We start from the raw sequence: 15,572 nt of genomic DNA, 5'->3' as shown, positions 1-15,572 counted from the left end.
GGGGATCACACGGCGGCGGATGCCACAGCCCGCGGCGCCGGCAGGCTCTTGCGGAGCCAGCGTCCCAGGGCCTTGCCCTTGCCCGTCCACCAGCTGTCCTCGTCCGTGTCGTGGTGCCAGCGGAAGATCACCGCAACCAGGACGAAGACCCCGGCGGCCACCTGTTCCCAGGCGCCGGACGCGGCATGGACCAGCACAACGAGGGACATGCAGAGGATGGACGGAAGCGCCAGCGTCCGGAACACGGTGTTGGCTACGTAGCGCCGCCTGGAGCGCGGCACCGAGACTGCCCGGACCATATCGAAACAGACGCAGACCACCACAACGGATTGGCCAAGGGTGAGCAGGAGCAGGCCCGGCAGGGAATGTCCGAAGAGTGCGACGGCGTACAGTCCGCTGTTCATGGCCGGCCCGCGATCGTTGCGGACGCCGGCGCTGCTGCGTCCGGAATAGTTGACTGAAGCATGTGCTGTGCCCCCCGACATTTTGCACTGGAGCCGAGTCATATCGGCTGTCCACTCGGCGGCCACCCGGCTGCCAAGACCATTCAACCGGCCGCGCAGGCGGGAAGTCACTGCCTGGCGGTACCCGACTATGCGGATTAGGCCACCCGAATTTGCGACCGAGTACTCAGTTCGCCCGGGCCGACTACTTGGAGGCGGTCAGGGCGTCTCATGCGGCCGCCATACCACCAGGGCCTGCGAACGGGCGCGGGGCCGCTGTCCGCGGGCCAATGTGACGACGTCGCCGGCTGCCCCCGCGGCGAAAATGCGGGAGTCCAGCGGCTGCCGGCGCCGGCCCAGTTCCTCGGTCAGCTCGGTGACCCGGCGCTGCAGCGCCGCAACCTGGTTTTCCAGTTGCAGGATCCGCTTGATGCCCTCGAGTGAGACGCCCTCCTGGGAGAGCCGCTGCACCTCGCGGAGCATGTTCACGTCGCGCTGCGAGTACCGCCGGGACTTGCCGGGGGCGCGGCTGGGCGAGACGATGCCGAGCCGGTCGTACTGGCGCAGCGTCTGCGGGTGCATGTCCGCCAGTTCCGCGGCGACGGAGATGACGAAGATCGGCTGGTCGAACTCGATGTCCATGGCAGGACTCCTACAGCCGGGCCTTGGCTGCCAGGCCGGCGCGGACGTCCTCGCCGGAGGTGGCCGCGGCGAAAGCCTTCACGGCTTCCTCGGCGTCCTTGCTCAGCTTCTTCGGCACGGCGACGTCGATGGTCACCAGCAGGTCACCGGTGGCCTTGGTGTGCTTGACGCCGCGTCCCTTGACGCGGAGCGTGCGCCCTGACGGGGTGCCGGCGGGAACGCGGACCCTGACCTTGTCCCCGTCGATGGTCGGAACCTCGATGTCGGCGCCCAGGGCGGCCTCGGCGAAGGTGACCGGGACATGGATGCGCAGGTTGTCGCCGTCGCGGGTGTAGAAGTCGTGCGGTTTCACCGTGACGGTGACCATGAGGTCGCCGTTGCCGGCCGGACCGTACTGGCCCTTGCCGCGGACGCGGACCTTCTGGCCGTCCTTGATGCCGGCCGGGATGCGCACGTCGATGACTTCGCCGTCCGGTTCGCGCAGCCCGATGGTGGTGCCGCGGATGGACCCGGCGAAGGAGATGCTGGTGGACGCGGTCCGGTCAGCACCCTTCTGGGGTGCGCGCTGGAAGGACTGGCCACCGCCGCCGAAGCCGCCGCCGCCAAACAGGTCGGCGAACTCGGGCGGGATGCCGCCGGCGGTGCTGTAGCCGCCGGAGTGGCGTCCGCCGCCGCCGGTGAACAGTCCGCCGAAAAGGTCCTCGAAGCCGGCACCGCCGGCCGCCCCGCCGGCGCCGCCGGGGGCGAAGCGGGCGCCGCCGCCCATGGCCCGGATGGCGTCGTACTGCTGGCGCTCGTCGGCGTCGGAAAGCACCGAGTAGGCCTCGGAGATGTCTTTGAACTTCTTCTCCGATGCAGTATCCCCGGCGTTGGTGTCCGGGTGATGCTGCCGCGCGAGCTTCCGGTAGGCCTTCTTGATGTCGGCGTCGGAAGCGTCCTTGGCGACACCAAGGATCTTGTAGAAGTCCTTGTCCACCCAGTCTTGGCTAGCCAATGGCGTTTCCTTTCAAAAGTGTGTGCCGAGATGACAGTTCACGCCAATGTTTGCGGGAAACACCGGCGCGAACTGTCATCTCGATGACGTGCTGCTAGGCAGGGACGGCCACGATGACCTGGGCCGCGCGGAGCACCCGGTCGCCGGACTTGTAGCCCGAGCGCAGGACCTGGCTGACGGTGTCGGTCTCGACATCCGGGCCGGGCTGCTGGATGAGGGCCTCGTGGATCGTGGGATCGAACTCCACGCCGGTCTCATCGATGCGCACCAGGCCGTACGTCTTCAGCGCGTTCTCCAGCTTCGCGGCGATCGCGGCGAACGGTCCGTCCGCCAGGTCGCCGTGCTGCCGGGCGGCGTCGACGTCGTCCAGCACCGGAAGCAGGGCGTTGAGGACGCCGATGACGGCCATCTCCCCTGCCACGGCGCGGTCACGTTCAACGCGCTTGCGGTAGTTGACGTACTCGGCCTGCAGGCGGCGGAGGTCGTTCTTCAGTTCCTCCGCCTCCCCGGCACCTGCGTCCTGCGCCACGGACTCCGCTGCCGGAACCTCGACGCTATTGAGGATGTCCTCGGCCTGGGACAGTGCGTCCCCGGAATCGGGCTCCCCTGCGGCGGCGCGCTCCTGGTCGGGATGGCGTGCCTGGCCGGTCTTCGGATCAACCTTGCGGTTGTCGTGGATCACCGGCTTCTGGCTGTCATCACGGCTCTCGTCGCCGTGCTCTTCTTCGTTACCGTGGTGCGGCATGATTACTTCTTCTCGTCTTCGTCAACGATCTCGGCATCAACGATGTCCTCGTCGGAAGCCGCCTGCTCGCCGGCCGGAGCACCCTGGGCGCCAGCGGCACCGTCGGGGGAACCGGGCTGGGCGTAGATGGCCTCGCCGAGCTTGGTCTGGGAAGCCTGCAGCTTCTCAAACGCGGTCTTGACGGCGGCGTCGTCGGTGCCTTCGAGCGCTGCCTTGAGGGCGTCGACGTCGGCCTGGACCTCGGTCTTGACCTCTTCCGGCAGCTTGTCGGCGTTGTCGGCGATCAGCTTGTCCACGGAGTACGCGAGCTGCTCGGCAGTGTTGCGGGTGTCGGTCGCCTCGCGGCGGGCCTTGTCCTCTGCTGCGTGCTCCTCGGCGTCGCGGACCATGCGGTCGATGTCTTCCTTGGAGAGGCTGGAGCCGCCCGTGATGGTCATCGACTGTTCCTTGCCGGTGCCCTTGTCCTTCGCGGAGACGTGCACAATGCCGTTCGCATCGATGTCGAAGGTGACCTCGACCTGCGGCACGCCGCGCGGGGCGGGTGCGATGCCGGTCAGTTCGAAGGTGCCCAGCGGCTTGTTGTCGCGGGTGAACTCACGCTCGCCCTGGAAGACCTGGATGGCCACGGACGGCTGGTTGTCGTCCGCCGTGGTGAAGGTTTCGCTGCGCTTGGTGGGGATGGCCGTGTTGCGCTCGATCAGGTGCGTCATGACACCGCCCTTGGTCTCGATGCCCAGGGACAGCGGGGTGACGTCGATCAGCAGCACGTCCTTGCGCTCACCCTTCAGCACACCGGCCTGCAGTGCGGCGCCGACGGCGACGACCTCGTCCGGGTTGACGCCCTTGTTCGGCTCCTTGCCGCCGGCGAGTTCCTTGACCAGCTCGGAGACGGCGGGCATACGGGTGGAGCCGCCGACCAGCACGATGTGGTCGATGTCGGAGAGCTTGATGCCGGCTTCCTTGATGACGTCGTGGAAGGGCTTCTTCGTGCGCTCCAGCAGGTCCTTGGTGAGGTCCTGGAACTTCGCGCGGGTCAGCTGCTCGTCCAGGTGGACCGGGCCGTCGGGGGTGACGGAGAGGTACTGGAGCGAGACGTTGGTGCTCGAGGAGGAGGAGAGTTCCTTCTTGGCCTGCTCGGCAGCTTCACGCAGGCGCTGCAGGGCGATCTTGTCCTTGGAGAGGTCGATGCCCTTGACCTTGAGCTGGTTCAGCAGGTAATCCACGACGCGCTGGTCCCAGTCGTCGCCGCCGAGGCGGTTGTCACCGGCGGTGGCGCGCACCTGGATGGTGGAGAAGTCGTCTTCGTCCTTGCCGACTTCGAGGAGGGACACGTCGAAGGTTCCGCCGCCGAGGTCGAAGACGAGGATGAGCTCGTCTTCCTTGCCCTTATCCAGGCCGTAGGCCAAGGCAGCCGCAGTGGGCTCGTTGACGATGCGCAGGACCTTGAGGCCAGCGATCTCGCCGGCTTCCTTGGTGGCCTGGCGCTCGGCGTCGTTGAAGTATGCAGGAACGGTGATCACGGCGTCCGTGACCTTTTCACCGAGGTAGGACTCGGCGTCGTTCTTGAGCTTCATCAGGATGCGCGCGGAAATTTCCTGGGCGGTGTACTTCTTGTCATCGATCGCGACGTTCCAGTCGGTGCCCATGTGGCGCTTGACCGAGGCGATGGTGCGGTCGATGTTGTTGACGGCCTGGCGCTTGGCGATCTCGCCGACCAGGACTTCGCCGGACTTGGAGAATGCAACAACCGACGGCGTGGTGCGGCCACCCTCGGCGTTGGCAATGACGGTGGGCTCGCCACCTTCGAGAACGGAGACGACGGAGTTAGTGGTTCCGAGGTCAATACCTACTGCACGTGACATGTGTTGCTTCCTTCTTTCCTTGGAAACTTGCTGGCCCCCGGCAATCGGGCGGGTGCCCGGCGGCCGGGCCATACCCGGCGATCGAGCCCGTCGAAAACGAGGAGCGCCCACTTATTGAGCGCTCTGCACTCAACTTTACCCAGCCCGGGATGGATGTCAATCCGAAGTTGAGTCCATTCGACTCAACTTGGAGTTACGAGTGGTGCTTCCGGGCCGGGAAGCGCCGCAAAGCCGCGGATTTGAGCGGATTTAGGGCAGCGCAAACGCTCCGCAGCCGTGATTTCGCTGTGCGAGAACGGGCCCGCGCCAGGTGCGGCAGCGGAACTAGAGCTCCTCGCGGCCCGCATCGTCCCGGACGGTGCCATCCCGCCCTGCCGGTTCGTCGTGGGCGGCATCCTGGGTGCGGCGGCCTGTGCGCTGGGCGCCCGCGGCCCCGGCGGCCCCATAGTCGCCCTCCGGATATTCGCCCTCCTCGACGCCGGCGGCGTCCGGACCGGTTGCGCCCGCCGCCCCGTAGTTGCCTTCGGGGTAGTCCCCCTCTTCGGCGCCGACGGTGGAGCCGCTGGCTACTCCGGCCCGGCCGTAATCCCCTTCTGCATATTCACCCTCGGGGGCCGCTGCCGGATTCTCCCCCGCAACGCCCGCCCGGCCGTAGTCGCCCTCGACGTACTGGCCGGCGTCGCCCTCGGTCGCCGGTTCTTCGGCGGCAGCCGGAACCGGGGCGGTGCCGTGCTGCTTCTCTGCTGCCGTTCGATCAAACTCACTGTTTTCAGACATGTTTGGATCCCTCCTGCAAGCGTGGGCGCCCGCGCGGGCGCAGTCGCAGTCTATCGAGCGCCGCGGGGAGGCAACAGGGGTCCGCCCGAGCGTGCGGCACCCCGGCTGCCCCCCGGCGCCGCTTAACGAAGCAGCCGCCGCCACCGCACCTGGTGGGGGCCAGGGACGGTGACGGCGGCTGCGGCAGGGGGTTCGCCGGGTTCCGGCTAGCGGAGCCCCGCCTCGGCGGATTCCGGCTCCGGGGCGGCCGGCAGCTCGCGTGCCGCGGCATCGGATGAGGGCCGTCCCAGCTTGCTCGGCCACCAGATCCGCGGGCCAATGTCGTAGGCCAGGGCAGGGACCAGCAGGGACCGGACCAGGACGGTGTCCAGCAGCACGCCGAACGCGACGATGAAGGCCAGCTGCACCAGGAACATGATCGGAATGACGCTCAGCGCCGCGAAGGTGGCCGCCAGGACCACGCCGGCCGAAGTGATCACGCCGCCGGTGACGCCGAGGCCCCGCAGGATGCCCGGACGGGTGCCGTGTTTGAGGGACTCCTCGCGGACCCGGCTCATCAGGAAGATGTTGTAGTCCACGCCCAGCGCCACGAGGAAGACAAAGCCGAAGAGCGGGACCGTGGCATCGGCCCCCGGGAATCCGAGGATGTGGTTGAAGACCACGGCGGAGACGCCCATCGCGGCCCCGTAGGAGAGCACCACCGAGGCGACCAGCAGGACCGGCGCCAGCACGGAGCGCAGCAGCAGCATCAGGATTACCAGGATGACCGCGAGGACCACCGGGATGATGGTGACGAGGTCACGCTGGGCCGTGGTGTTGGTGTCCAGGGCCGTGGCGGTCACACCGCCGACGAGGGCGCCGCCGTCGATCCTCTTCAGTTCCTGCCGCAGGTTTAGCACGACATTTTCGGCCTCATTTGAGTCCGCGGCGTAGTTCAGCGTGGCGTTGATCAGCACCTTGCCATCCCTGACCGCCGGGGCGGTGGGGGCTGCGGGGGCGCCGGGGGCGCCCTGCGCGCCGGGGATGATCGGCACGTTGCCTTCGGCCAGCAGGTAGGCATCCCCGACGCCGTCGCTCGTCTTGGTCCTGTCCAGCACCTCCTGCGCCTTGGCCTGGTCGGCGACGATCACGGCGGGGCTGCCGGAGCCGGCGTCGAAGTGCCGGGCCAGGGCGTCCTGGCCGTCCACCGCATTGGAGGCTGCGAGGATGACGTCGGTCTGCGGTACCCCGTTGGCCTTGAGCTGGAGGACGCCGGCGGATGCCACCAGGAGCAGCAGTACGGAGGCGATCCAGACGGTGCGGGGCCGGCGGGACACCAGGGACCCGGTGGCGCGCCAGATGCCCTTCTGGCCCTCCAGGCCGGTGACGAGTTCGGGTTCGCGCTCTGTCTCCGGGAGCAGCTTGGGGCGGAACGGCCAGAAGGCGACGCGGCCCAGCAGCGCCATCATCGCCGGCAGCAGGGTCAGTGCCGCGAAGAGCGAGCACAGGATGCCCGCGGCCGCCACCGGGCCGAGGGCCTTGTTCGAGTTGAGGTCGGAGAAGAGCAGGCAGAGGAGCGCGATGATGACCGTGGCGCCCGAGGCCAGGATCGGCTCCCAGGCGGCCTTCCACGCCGTGAGCGCCGCGGCCGTGCGGTTGGCGGTGTGCGTCAGGGCTTCCCGGAAGCGTGCCACGTAGAGCAGTGCGTAGTCTGTGGCGGCGCCGATCACCAGAATGGAGAGGATGCCCTGGCTCTGCCCGTTGAGCTGGATCCAGCCCAGCTTCGCCATGCCGAAGACCAGCAGGATGGCGGCGCAGAGCGCGAACACGGAGGTGAACAGCACGGCGATCGGCAGCAAGAGCGAGCGGTAGACGACCAGCAGGATCAGGAAGACCGCCGCCAGTGCCACGAGCAGCAGGATGCCGTCGATGCCGGCGAAAGCACTGACCAGGTCCGCCGTCAGCCCGGCCGGGCCGGTCACAAAGGTCTGCATTCCCTCCGGAGCGGAGGACTTCACCTCGTCCCGAAGTTCCTTGATGACGGTCTTCACTTCATCGGAGGACGCGATGGGCACCACGAACTGCACCGCCTTCGCGTCCTCCGACGGGATGGGTCCGATCACGGTGCTGCCAAGCTGCAGGGCTTCGAGTTTGCCCTTCAGCGCAGCGGCCTCGCCGAGCTGGGCCCGGGTGAACTCGGTATCGCTTTCGATCACAATAACGGCCGGGATCTCCTTGGAGTCCCGGAATTTAGCCTGCCAGTCCTGCGCCTCGGTGGCCTCGGCGCCCGCGGGAAGGAACGACGCCTGGTCGTTGGAGGAGACCTCGCTTAGCCGCCCGAACGTGGGGCCGCCGATCCCGGCGATAGCGAGCCAGGCGACGACGAGCACCACGGGCACCAGCCAGCGCAGCCAGAACGGGACACGGGTGGAGTTTTGCCGGTTGCGTTTCATGGTGTCCTTCTCGGGGTGGCGGTGCGGAGTAGACTTTAGTAAATCATAGATTATCTCCATGATCGATATAAGTGACAGCCTAGAAAGATTTTGACCGTGAAGGCTTACGGGCTGGAGTAAACTCCGGAAGGCGCGAACCGCGCAGGCCTCCCGAGGCGCCGAGCAGGAAGGGTGAAATGTCAACAGAGATGCCGGCAATCCCCGACGCCGCCGGCCCGTCCCCGCTGGTCAGTCTGCTTCAGGAGTTCAGCCTCGAAGCCAACCGCTACGCGGACTCGGCGGGCGCCCGCAACGACATGCACCGCACCGACCTCAACGCGTTGTCCGTGATCATGCAGCACACCGCGAAGAACCAGGTGGTCACGCCGGGCGTGCTGCGTAGGGAGCTCCATCTCAGCTCGCCCGCCACCACCGCGCTGATCGACCGGCTGGACAAGTCCGGGCACGTGGTCCGGGAACGGCAGGGCACGGACCGCCGGCAGGTCCAGCTCAGGATGACCCCCAAGGCGTACCGCGACGGCGGCGCCATGTTCCTGCCGCTCGCCCGGCACATGGGGGCCGCCCTGGAGGAGTTCACCCCGGCCGAGCTGGAAATCGCCACCCGGTTCCTGCACGCGATGATCGATGCCACGGTCCGCGCCGGCGAGGAAGCCGCCGCGGCCCCGACTGACTCGCAGTAGTCGCCGGCAACTGGCGCCGGTCAGTTGGGCCCGCCCCGGCTGCGGGAGGCGTAGCGTTTCCTTATGAGTGCCGAGCAGCCTGACGATGTCTACACCCACGGCCACCACGAGTCGGTGGTCCGCGCGCACGCCTCGCGAACGGCGGAGAACTCCGCAGCGTTCGTCCTCCCGCATTTGACCCCCGGAGTTTCGGTGCTCGACGTCGGTTGCGGGCCCGGCAGCATCACCTGCGATTTCGCCGCGCTCGTCGCCCCCGGCGAGGTCACCGGAGTGGACCGCTCCCCCGAGGTCATCGCCCACGCGGGCGCCCTGGCCGCGGAGCGCGGCGTGGCCAACGTCCGCTTTGTCGCCGGCAACCTCTACGAGCTGGACTTCCCGAACGAGACGTTCGACGTCGTGCACGCGCACCAGGTGCTGCAGCACCTCACTGATCCGGTGGCCGCCCTGCGGGAAATGCGCCGGGTGGCCAAGGCCGGCGGGATCGTGGCGGTCCGCGACGCCGACTTCCACGGCATGAGCTGGTACCCGGCCGTGCCGGAGTTGGACGAGTGGATGGAGCTCTACCAGCGGATCGCCCGACGGAACGGCGCCGAGCCCGACGCCGGACGGCGGCTCGTGTCCTGGGCGCAGGCCGCCGGGTTCACCGACGTCGCGCCGTCGAGCAGCAACTGGCTCTACGCAACCGGCCAGCAGCGGCGCTGGCAGGCCCGGGTCTGGGGCGAGCGCGTGCTGCACTCGGCCTTCGCAGACCAAGCGCTCGAGTACGGTTTCGCCACCGAAGCGGACCTGGCCCGGATTTCCGCGGGCTGGCACCGTTGGGGCTCCACGGACGACGGCTGGTTCCTGATCCCCAACGGCGAAGTGATCGCCCGGGCCTGAGCCACAAAGCAGGTTCCCGCCAGCCATTCCCTGCTTTCCAAACTGCCGCTAGGGTGCACTCAAAGACCCAGCAGCGAGGAGAAACCATGCGCAAAGTGACGGCCGGCCTGTTCAGTTCCGTGGACGGAGTGGTTGAAGACCCGTTCTTGTGGCAGTTCGACAGCTTCGACGAGGAACTGGGGGCCGGGATGGGCGAGATGATGGGCCGGATCGACACCGGGCTTCTGGGCCGGGTCGGGTACCAGCAATGGGCGCAGTACTGGCCCAACGCCGAAGCGGACGCGGATTTCGCAGGGTTCATCAACCCGCTGCCCAAATTTGTGGCGTCCCGGACCCTGACCGGTGACCTGGAATGGCAAAACTCCCGGCTGATCGAAGGCCCCTTGGAGGACTTCGTCGCGGACCTGAAACAGGGCGAGGGCGGCGACATCGGCATCTTCAGCAGCATCTCGCTGGTCCACCAATTGCTGTTCGCCGGCCTGCTGGACAGCCTGATGCTGATCGTCCATCCGGTGATCGCGGGCAGCGGCCGGCGGCTCTTCAACGACGGCGATCCCCTGACGCGGCTTGAACTGCAGTCGTCCCAGCAGACCAGCAAGGGCAACATGATTCTCAGCTACGGCCTCCGCGAGGGCTGACGACGGGCAGAGCCGCGTCATCAGGCAGGGCAGCCGGGGCCGGAACCGTAGACTTGGTAGGTGCAACTTTCCCTCTGGCTGGCCCTGGCCGGCGCCGGCGTCCTGATCAGCTTCACGCCGGGTGCGGGCGCCATCAACACCATGAGCAACTCCCTGAACTCCGGCTTCCGGCGTTCCATCTGGGGCATCCTTGGCCAGCAGGCCGCCTTGGTGGTGCACATCCTGATCGTGGCCCTTGGCGTCGGGGTGCTGGTGGCGAGCTCGCCGCTGGCCTTCAACATCATCCGCTACGCCGGAGCCGCCTACCTCGTCTACCTGGGCATCCAGCAGTTCCGGCACAAACCCGATCTGGACCAGGAGAAGGCCGCCGCGCTCCGCAACGAGCCGGCGCTCTCAATGTTCCGCCGCGGCCTGTGGGTCAACCTGCTCAACCCTAAGGCGATCGTCTTCTTCCTCGCCTTCATGCCGCAGTTCATCCGCCCGGACCAGCCACTCCTGCCGCAGTACCTCGTGCTGTCCGCCACCGTGATCGTGATCGACATCCTGGTCATGTGGTTCTTCTTCGCGGCAGCCGCCACGAGCTTCCAGCGCTTCACCCACGACGCCCGCGGGCAGCGGATCCTCAACCGGACCTTCGGCGTGCTGTTCATGGCCGTCGGCGTGCTGCTGGCGCTGATCCACTAGCCGCCGCGGACCCGGGCCGCTACTGTCCGTTCGCCGTAGTCAGTTTCCGCAGATCTGCCTTCCGGATCTTGCCGCTGGCGGTCCGGGGCATTTCGGCCACGAAAACCACGGACTTGGGGATCTTGTACCGGGCCAGCCGGCCTTCCAGGTGGCTGCGCAACTGCTCTTCGGTAAGCCGGGCGCCGTCGCGAAGCAACACCACGGCCCGCGGCACCTCACCCCACCTCTCGTCCGGCACGCCGATCACCGCGACGCTTCCGACGGCGTCGAGCTCGGCGATCGCTTGCTCCACCTCGGCCGGGTAGATGTTCTCCCCGCCGGAAATGATCATGTCCTTGAGCCGGTCGGAGATGAACACGAAGCCGTCCGGGTCCTTGTAGCCCATGTCACCGGACTTGAACCAGCCATCCGGGGTGTAGGAATCGGCCGAGGCCTCAGGACGGTTCCAGTACTCCCGGATGACGTTCGGGCCCTTGATCTGGATCTCCCCGACCGTTCCGGGCGCGGCCGGGCCGGCCTCCGGATCAATGGGGTCGGCCACCCGGACATCCGTGAAGAAATGCGGCAGCCCCGATGACCCGGCCTTGTCCCGGGACCGCGCGGCAGGCAGGGTGGTGGCACCCGGGGCCGTTTCGGTCATGCCGTAGCCGTTGGAGAACCGCAGGCCCCGCCGCTCGTAGGCCTCCAGGACGCGCATCGGTACCGCGGAGCCGCCGCAGGTCAGCTTGTTCAGCGAGCCGAGGTCCGTGGCGTCCCAGTCCGGGTGCTCACACAGCATCTGGTAGGTGGTGGGAACCCCGCTGATGGTCGTGGCGCGGTGCTGCTGGATCAGTTCCAGCGTCCGGCGCGGATCGAACTTGGCTTCCAGCACCACGGTGCCGCCCTTCAGGAGCGTCGGCAGCACGCCCATATCCAGCGAGGCCACGTGGAACATCGGAGAGATCATCAGGGCCACGTCGGTGGAGGAGAAATCGAAATCCACCAGCACGTTGAGGCAGTTCCAGGTGATGTTGCCGTGCGTCAGCAGCGCCCCCTTGGGGTTGCCGGTTGTTCCCGAGGTGTAGAGAATCATGGCCCCGTCGTCGAGGCCCACGGGCTCATCCGGCGCCAGCTCGGAACCGGACGCCACCACGTCTTCAAAAGCCTCGACGCTGCTGGAATCGGACCCTGTGCCCTCGGTACCGCCGTCGGGCGCTGCCCCGTCGGGCAACGGCGAGTCGACGACGACGATGCGGGCACGCACCTCGGTCGCCGCCGAGCCGCGCTCCGCGAGCCCGGCGAGCGCCGCCGCGTGGACCAGAAGCGCGGCGCCGCTGTCCCGGAGCTGGAACTGGATCTCGGGCGGAGCCAGCCGGGTGTTGAGCGGCACGAAGACCGCACCGAGCAGCCCGGCGGCAAACAGTGTTTCCAGGAAGGACGGATCGTTCTCCCCGAGGTAGGCCACCCTGTCACCTTTGACCACCCCGCGATCGCGGAAGGCGTTGGCGAGGCGGGCGGCCCGCCGGGCAAGCTCCTCGTAGCTGAGCTCCCGTGTTCCGGCGATGACGGCAGTCTTAGTGCTCGACTTTGGTCTGCGTCGTTGCAGCCACGAGCCGATGCCAAGATTCTCCACGGCAAATCCTTTCTAGTTAGACGGTAATGCCTGCGGGGCCGGTTAGGACCGGACGGCTTCCAGATCGTTGTTCTTCGGCTCCCGCGTCAGCAGGATGAAGACGATCGATACGACAGACATGATGGCGAGGTACCAGACGACGGACGAGGTGTTCTGGCCGGAATCCTTGAAGATCTGCGCCACAATCCCAGGCGTGAACCCTGCCCCCAGGAGGGTGGCGAGCTGGTAGCCCAGCGATGCGCCGGTGTAGCGGGAGGTGGTGCCGAACTGTTCGGAGACAAAGGCCGCGAGCGGGCCGAACAGCGTCGAGTGGATCATCAGGCCCACCGCGAACGCCACGAAGATCAGGCCGATGTTGTTTGAGGACAGCAGCTGGAACATCGGGACGAGGTACGCGATGAAGAGGAGCAGCCCGCCGATCATCACGGGCCGGCGGCCCAGCTTGTCGGAGAGCCGGCCGCCCATGACCACGAAGATGATGGAAACGAACGACGCCGCCGCGAAGGCGTAGAGCACGCCCTGCCGGTCGGCGCCCTTGGACACCGCGTAGGTCACGGAGAAGGTCGCCAGCACCACCTGCAGCGCAAATCCCGCCGCACCGGCCAGCATGGTGAAGATGAGGGCCTTGGGCCGCCGCAGGACCTGGAGCAGCGGGATTTCGCGGCGCCCGGCGCCCTCTTCGGCCTGTTCGGCTATTTCCTGCTCGAGGGCAGCCTTGAAGATCGGGCTTTCGGAGACCTTGAGCCGGACAAACATGCCCACCCCCAGCAGGACGAAGGACAGCAGGAACGGCACGCGCCAGCCCCAGGCGAGGAACTGTGCGTTTGGCAGGGCGGAGAAGGCGCCCATCACGAGGGTGCCAAGCACGGCGCCGGTGGGGGCGCCCGCGTTGACGAAGGACGCGGCGAAGCCGCGCCTTCCGGACTCCGAGTGTTCCAGCGCCATCAGGGCGGCCCCGCCCCATTCGCCGCCGACGGCGATGCCCTGGAACACCCGCAGGATCACCAGCAGAACCGCACCCCAGGGGCCGGCCACCGAGGCGTCCGGTACGAGCCCGATCAGGGTGGAGGCAATCCCCATCATCAGCATCGAGACGATGAGCATGCCCTTGCGGCCCAGCTTGTCGCCGAAGTGGCCAAAGATGATGCCGCCCAGCGGACGCGCGACGTAGCCCGCGGCAAAGGTGCCATAGGCGGCTACGACGCCCACCCAATCGTCCATGCCGGAAAAGAAGACCTTGGGGAAGACCACGGCGGCAGCCGTGGCATAGAGCAGGAAGTCGTAATACTCGATGGTGCTGCCGAGGTAGCTGGAGGCGATGACGGTCCGCGCCTCCCTGCGACGCGTGCCAGCGTCCATGGACTGCAACTGGGAAATCTGGGACATCGTTGTTCCTTGGGGCGGTGGGGATACTGGGGGTGAACGGTTTACTTGTAGAAGCGGGCGAGGAATTCGGCGACGACGGCGGGCCGTTCCTGGCCTTCGATCTCGATGGTGTTGGAGACCTTGATCTGGGCGCCGCCCTTGACCTCGGTCACTTCGGCGATCGTGGCGCGCATCCGGATCCGCGACCCCACTTTGACCGGGGAGGTGAAGCGGACCTTGTCCAAGCCGTAGTTCACCTTGGTGGTGACGCCTTCGACGTCGAACAATTCGCCCCAAAACGGGATGATGAGCGAGAGCGTCAGGAAGCCGTGCGCGATCGGGGCGCCGAAGGGCCCCTCCTTGGCGCGCTCCGGGTCCACGTGGATCCACTGGTCATCGCCGGTGGCGTCGGCGAATTTGTTGATCTGTTCCTGGGTGATTTCGCGGTATTCGGTGACGCCGAGGTCGGTGCCGGCGAGGGTGAGCAGTTTGTCGAAGTCGACGACGAGGTTGGGCATCTTTGGCTCCTGGTGTAGGTGGGTGGGGCGACGGCGGACCCGGCTGGAGGGCACCGCCTGGTGGCAAGAGGGTGGACGCTTAGTGGGTGAAGGCGCTGTGCCCGGTGAGTGCGCGTCCGATGATCAGGGCATTGATTTCGTGGGTGCCTTCATAGGAATAGACGGCCTCGGCGTCGGCATGGAACCGGGCGACGTCGGCCTCGAGCGTGATGCCGTTGCCGCCCACCACTTCACGGGCGAGCGCCACCGTTTCGCGCATCAGCAGGGAAGTCTGCATCTTTGCCAGGGCCGAGTCCTGGTCCCGGTAGATGCCTTTGGCTTGTTGTTCGGTCAGCCTGACCACGAGGGACAGGGCCGAGGTGACGTTGCCGAGCATCCGGGCGAGCTTCTCCTGGACGAGCTGGAAAGACCCCAGGGACCGGCCGAACTGCTCCCGCTGCGTGACGTAGCGGGTAGCTGCCTCGAACGCGCCGGCGGCCACGCCGGTTGCGATCCAGGCGACGTCCGAGCGCATGGCCCGGAGCATGGCGGCCACATCCCGGAACGAGTTGACGTTGTGCAGGCGCATGGACTCGGGGACGCGGACCTCTTCGAGCGTGATGTGCGCATTCTGCATCATCCGCAGGGATGTCTTGCCGTGGATTTTCTCCAGGGTCACCCCGGCGGCCTCACGGTCCACGAGGAACGCTTTGACCTGTGCGTCCGCCTCGTCGCGGGCGAACACCGCCAGGACATCGGCGGTGGCTGCTCCCCCGATCCAGCGCTTGGCGCCGTTGATGACCCAGGTGTCGCCCTCCCGCCGGGCGCTCGTGGAGAGCCCGCCGGCGATGTCCGAGCCGGACTCCGGTTCGGTCAGCGAAAAGACGCCTTTGAGGGAGAAATCGAGGACCTTGGGCATCCACTCGGCCTGCTGTTCCGCGGAGGCGCCGACCCGGATGGTGGTCCGGAACAGCCCGGCCTGGGCCGTGTAGAACGTGGCCAGGGACGCATCGGTTCTGGCGAGTTCGAAGATCCGGAAGCCGTGGTAGATGCCGCGGGCGGGTGTTTGCCCTGCACCCGGGGCGCCTGTCAGTTCCGCGGGCTCCATCAGGTCCAGGTCGATCAGCGGCCGGGCCAGCTGGTCCGGGAACTCGCCGCGCTCCCAGTACTCGGCGAGCAGCGGCCGGGCCTGTTCGTCCAGGAAGGCGCGCAGCCGGCCCAGGACCCGCCGTTCGGCGGGGGTGAGCAGGGATTCCGCGTCGTAGAAATCGCAGACGCCGTAGAGCCGCTCCTGCGCGGCGATTTCCGAGTCCACGCTCACC

Annotated in this window: 15 protein-coding genes; 4 read left to right on the top strand and 11 right to left on the bottom strand. The window is 67.4% G+C overall.

What is annotated here, in order from left to right:
* Window positions 1–5 precede the first annotated feature (5 nt).
* From AB4Y91_RS00335 to AB4Y91_RS00305, 7 genes are all read right to left on the bottom strand, one after another.
* Window positions 6–404, bottom strand: a complete 399-nt coding sequence (locus AB4Y91_RS00335) for a hypothetical protein (RefSeq protein ID WP_441416607.1) — start codon at window positions 402–404, stop codon at window positions 6–8.
* 258 nt (window positions 405–662) lie between these two features.
* Window positions 663–1,085 (bottom strand): heat shock protein transcriptional repressor HspR, encoded by a 423-nt coding sequence (locus AB4Y91_RS00330; RefSeq protein WP_441416606.1) that lies wholly within the window; start codon window positions 1,083–1,085, stop codon window positions 663–665.
* A 10-nt stretch (window positions 1,086–1,095) separates the two neighbouring features.
* Window positions 1,096–2,079, bottom strand: a complete 984-nt coding sequence (locus tag AB4Y91_RS00325) for a DnaJ C-terminal domain-containing protein (RefSeq protein WP_441416605.1) — start codon at window positions 2,077–2,079, stop codon at window positions 1,096–1,098.
* A 94-nt stretch (window positions 2,080–2,173) separates the two neighbouring features.
* A complete protein-coding gene (locus tag AB4Y91_RS00320) occupies window positions 2,174–2,824 on the bottom strand; it encodes a nucleotide exchange factor GrpE (RefSeq protein WP_441416604.1) in 651 nt (216 codons plus the stop codon).
* A gap of 2 nt (window positions 2,825–2,826) precedes the next feature.
* Window positions 2,827–4,686: a molecular chaperone DnaK gene (gene dnaK, locus AB4Y91_RS00315; RefSeq protein WP_175322345.1), complete on the bottom strand. Its 1,860-nt coding sequence runs from the start codon at window positions 4,684–4,686 to the stop codon at window positions 2,827–2,829.
* 324 nt (window positions 4,687–5,010) lie between these two features.
* Window positions 5,011–5,463, bottom strand: a complete 453-nt coding sequence (locus tag AB4Y91_RS00310) for a hypothetical protein (RefSeq protein WP_441416603.1) — start codon at window positions 5,461–5,463, stop codon at window positions 5,011–5,013.
* 206 nt (window positions 5,464–5,669) lie between these two features.
* On the bottom strand, window positions 5,670–7,895 hold the full coding sequence (locus tag AB4Y91_RS00305) for an MMPL family transporter (protein WP_441416602.1): 2,226 nt from the start codon (window positions 7,893–7,895) through the stop codon (window positions 5,670–5,672).
* 176 nt (window positions 7,896–8,071) lie between these two features.
* Between AB4Y91_RS00305 and AB4Y91_RS00300 the strand changes: the two genes are divergently transcribed.
* The 4 genes from AB4Y91_RS00300 to AB4Y91_RS00285 all read left to right on the top strand — a co-directional run bounded on the left by AB4Y91_RS00300 (window position 8,072) and on the right by AB4Y91_RS00285 (window position 10,776).
* Window positions 8,072–8,575, top strand: a complete 504-nt coding sequence (locus AB4Y91_RS00300) for a MarR family winged helix-turn-helix transcriptional regulator (RefSeq protein WP_441416601.1) — start codon at window positions 8,072–8,074, stop codon at window positions 8,573–8,575.
* A 63-nt stretch (window positions 8,576–8,638) separates the two neighbouring features.
* Window positions 8,639–9,454 (top strand): methyltransferase domain-containing protein, encoded by an 816-nt coding sequence (locus AB4Y91_RS00295; RefSeq protein WP_441416600.1) that lies wholly within the window; start codon window positions 8,639–8,641, stop codon window positions 9,452–9,454.
* A gap of 86 nt (window positions 9,455–9,540) precedes the next feature.
* Complete coding sequence (locus AB4Y91_RS00290) at window positions 9,541–10,092, top strand: dihydrofolate reductase family protein (RefSeq protein ID WP_441416599.1); 552 nt, start codon at window positions 9,541–9,543, stop codon at window positions 10,090–10,092.
* Between the two features lie 60 nt (window positions 10,093–10,152).
* Window positions 10,153–10,776, top strand: a complete 624-nt coding sequence (locus AB4Y91_RS00285) for a LysE family transporter (protein WP_441416598.1) — start codon at window positions 10,153–10,155, stop codon at window positions 10,774–10,776.
* Window positions 10,777–10,795: 19 nt separating this feature from the next.
* Here AB4Y91_RS00285 and AB4Y91_RS00280 read toward each other — a convergent pair whose 3' ends face one another.
* The 4 genes from AB4Y91_RS00280 to AB4Y91_RS00265 form a co-directional block, all read right to left on the bottom strand.
* Window positions 10,796–12,388, bottom strand: a complete 1,593-nt coding sequence (locus tag AB4Y91_RS00280) for an acyl-CoA synthetase (protein ID WP_441416597.1) — start codon at window positions 12,386–12,388, stop codon at window positions 10,796–10,798.
* Window positions 12,389–12,430: 42 nt separating this feature from the next.
* Window positions 12,431–13,774, bottom strand: a complete 1,344-nt coding sequence (locus tag AB4Y91_RS00275; RefSeq protein WP_441416596.1) for an MFS transporter — start codon at window positions 13,772–13,774, stop codon at window positions 12,431–12,433.
* A 41-nt stretch (window positions 13,775–13,815) separates the two neighbouring features.
* Complete coding sequence (locus AB4Y91_RS00270) at window positions 13,816–14,271, bottom strand: MaoC family dehydratase (RefSeq protein WP_441416595.1); 456 nt, start codon at window positions 14,269–14,271, stop codon at window positions 13,816–13,818.
* Between the two features lie 79 nt (window positions 14,272–14,350).
* Window positions 14,351–15,571, bottom strand: a complete 1,221-nt coding sequence (locus AB4Y91_RS00265) for an acyl-CoA dehydrogenase family protein (protein WP_441416594.1) — start codon at window positions 15,569–15,571, stop codon at window positions 14,351–14,353.
* Between the last annotated feature and the right edge of the window lies 1 nt (window position 15,572).

This window comes from Arthrobacter sp. YAF16 (genome assembly GCF_052113385.1).
Lineage (GTDB): Bacteria > Actinomycetota > Actinomycetes > Actinomycetales > Micrococcaceae > Arthrobacter.
The sequence above is the reverse complement of the archived record's forward strand: the minus strand, read 5'-3'. Positions and strand labels throughout refer to the sequence as shown.